Source organism: Desulforhopalus singaporensis (genome assembly GCF_900104445.1).
GTDB lineage: Bacteria > Desulfobacterota > Desulfobulbia > Desulfobulbales > Desulfocapsaceae > Desulforhopalus_A > Desulforhopalus_A singaporensis.
The window spans coordinates 1-2,789 of record NZ_FNJI01000094.1; the positions used below are offsets into that span (position 1 = coordinate 1).

The window sequence follows — 2,789 nt, forward strand, 5'->3', positions numbered from 1 at the left end:
TCATTCTGAAGTAAGAACTTTGTTTGTACGTGGAGAGAACTCAGATTACATCTTGCCGAAACACGAATCAGACAGATTGAGCTATTTTCCTAAATCCAGTATCGTCACCATAGATAATGCCGGCCATTGGTTACACATGGAACAGCCTAAAAAGCTCCTCATGGTCCTTTCAACTTTTCTTGGTAGATAATGACGAGTGTTATTCTGAACTATTGAGTATTTTTTGCTCATCGCAAATTTTAATTTTACTGCCCACATCGCGTTTTTATTCTATGAATCTGCAATCATTCAATCCCGTATCAATCTTTTTAGGAAAAAAAAGATTATGAGGTGAGTGACCTGATCCCCGAAAACTGTACCGGGAAAAGTAGAGAAATTCGGTGAAACCCCATAGTATGAACGCAGGAGGAATCAACGATGAAAAAGTCGAAATTCACAGAAGAACTGATCTGTTTTGCCCTTCGCTAGGCGGTAGTGTCAAATATTTTTCGCACTTTTGGTTTTGTAGGGTAGCCTCTCTCTTCTATTTTCCTTAATTCTTCACCCTCAGTTTCAGCTCAGCAAAGGGGCAAATTACAAGGCTGCGAAGCGGAGCGGAGCACCCGCAGGGCTTGGGCCTTGTAATTTGGCACTGCTGAGGTTGTCAGATCGCTTTCATTTGCTCAAGTTTCATCTCTCTTAGTAGATCCATATTAAGATAACGCTTATGGCTCCACTTCGTTCCTGCAATATGCCGCAGTCTGGCCGCGACCAGCATCAATGCTGAGTTCCCATCGCGAAAGGCACCGACCACATTGGTCCGTCTCCGGATTTCACGCATGATACGTTCTAAAGGGTTGTTCGTTCGTATTCTTCGCCAATGCGAGCTTGGAAAAGAGTAATAGGTCAAGGTTTCCTCGATTTTTTACTCAACAAGTTGAGCAGCTTGTTGAAGACGCATTTCCCTTAGCTTTGCTACTGCTGCAGTTACCTTTTCCCTTGCTGCTTCCAGATCCTCCGCGTCGTGGATCGCTTTGAGCATCATTGTCACTTCCTTCATCTTGGCTTTCGGGACATGGCTGAAGATGTTCCTGTAAAAATGAACCGTACAACGGTGCCACCGCGCTTTAGGGTAAAAGTCCCCAACCGATTCGACCAGCCCAAGACATGCGTCACTTATGATCAACTCAACTTCTTTGAGACCACGGTCTTTGAGATGCCGCAGAAAACCAGACCATCCCGCCTTGTCCTCTTTGGCACCCTCGCAAACACCTAGGATTTGCCGACGTCCACCAGAAGAGACACCTACAGCCACAAGCACCGAAACATTGTGTATCTCGCCTGCCCAGCTCCTCTTAAGTACGATTCCATCCAGATAAACATATGGATAATTTTCTACCAGCTTGCGATTACGCCATTTCTCTATCCTGCCATAGATCTTCTTGTTGAGGTTCGATACGGTTCCCGGGCTGACCTTGGTACCCCACAGAGCCTCGGTGATATCCTCTACACGACGTACCGATACACCAGCCAGGTACATCTCCATCAAAGCTTCTTCGACTGATGATTCCCTCCTACGATATCGTTCGATAATGGCGGTCTCGAACTTCTGTTGTCTCAATTTTGGGGACCTTCAAATGTACTTCACCAGTTTTGGTATGAAGTCCTCTCTCGTAATATACAGCACGAGTATATTTGCGAGCTTCGGCTCGCTCATAGCGTGCTGCATTACAAAGGTGATCTGCCTCTGCATCGAGCATCGCGTTGAGCGTTTCTTCGACTGTTCCACGAACCAGCTCTCCTAGGTGGTCCTGAATCTGGCTCTCGTTTATCTCAATGACTTTACCCAGCTTCTCTGTATAATGCTCCATAGTGGCCTCTCTTTTGTGGTTTAACGGTTGTTTGGCGACTGCCAATTAACCACGGTGAGGGCCTCCGCTTCAAAAAATTGTGCGAAAAATATTATACGTTATCGGTTTGATTTTGAGGTTTTGTTTTATCTACCTGAAAAACTGTTTAATTTGCCATCTTTCCTCAATCGAACCCTTGACCAGAACTGAAAATATTTCTATAACTCATTTCATGAGTTGCTGTTTTTTATATTTCTTGAAATTTGTGATGATCCTTTCTGTATACAAAAGAAGCGGTTCTTTTCATTTGGAATATTGGGTTACGGGCATTAAGTCCGCCTTAGATGATTGCATCTTGGTGGCCTTGTCGTCGGAATTCTGTCGGTACCGTTGCAAATCCCCAGGCTGGCTGATATCCATTGTTGGCGGAAAGCTGCACATTGCTTGAGATGCGACGCCTGGGCCGTACCGAAAGGATGCATGATTAGACCAGAAGTCTTATGGCACTCTTTCTGTATGCTGTTTTATCGCGTGTTACTTCTCTGTATCTTTTCGCATGAGAGGCACATTTGGCAGTAAATTTTTATTGCAGGGGATGATGGTGACGTGTTTATAAAAAATCCTGAAGATATCCAGCAACTAGATGTCAGCAACGGCGATCTGCACCCCATTTTATCCATCCTCAATATCGGGATTGTGATCACCGACGATAAGGGGGTGATCACCTTCTACAATTCTGTCCATGCGGAAATTGATGGCTTGCGCCCCGCGGACGTTATCGGCCGAAAGATCTGCGATTTCACTGAGGTTGATGAAAATTCGAGCCTTATCATGCGCTGTCTGCGTACGTCCCGGCCGGTCATCGAATGTCCGGTATTGTATAAAAACAGAAACGGCAAAATAGTGGACAGTATCAATAGCGTCTTTCCCCTGGTGAAAAACGGCAAAGTGGTGGGGGTG

Annotated in this window: 2 protein-coding genes and 1 pseudogene; 2 read left to right on the forward strand and 1 reads right to left on the reverse strand. The window is 45.4% G+C overall.

Annotated features, from left to right (window positions below):
* On the forward strand, nt 1–190 hold a 190-nt coding region (locus BLQ17_RS23035; protein ID WP_218121886.1), incomplete at its 5' end, for an alpha/beta fold hydrolase.
* Between the two features lie 453 nt (nt 191–643).
* Here BLQ17_RS23035 and BLQ17_RS21810 read toward each other — a convergent pair.
* Nucleotides 644–1,850: pseudogene (locus BLQ17_RS21810) on the reverse strand (IS256 family transposase).
* 585 nt (nt 1,851–2,435) lie between these two features.
* On the opposite strand from BLQ17_RS21810, the gene BLQ17_RS21815 reads away from it, so the two are divergent.
* The coding region (locus tag BLQ17_RS21815) for a PAS domain-containing protein (protein WP_143005614.1) at nt 2,436–2,789 on the forward strand (354 nt) is incomplete at its 3' end.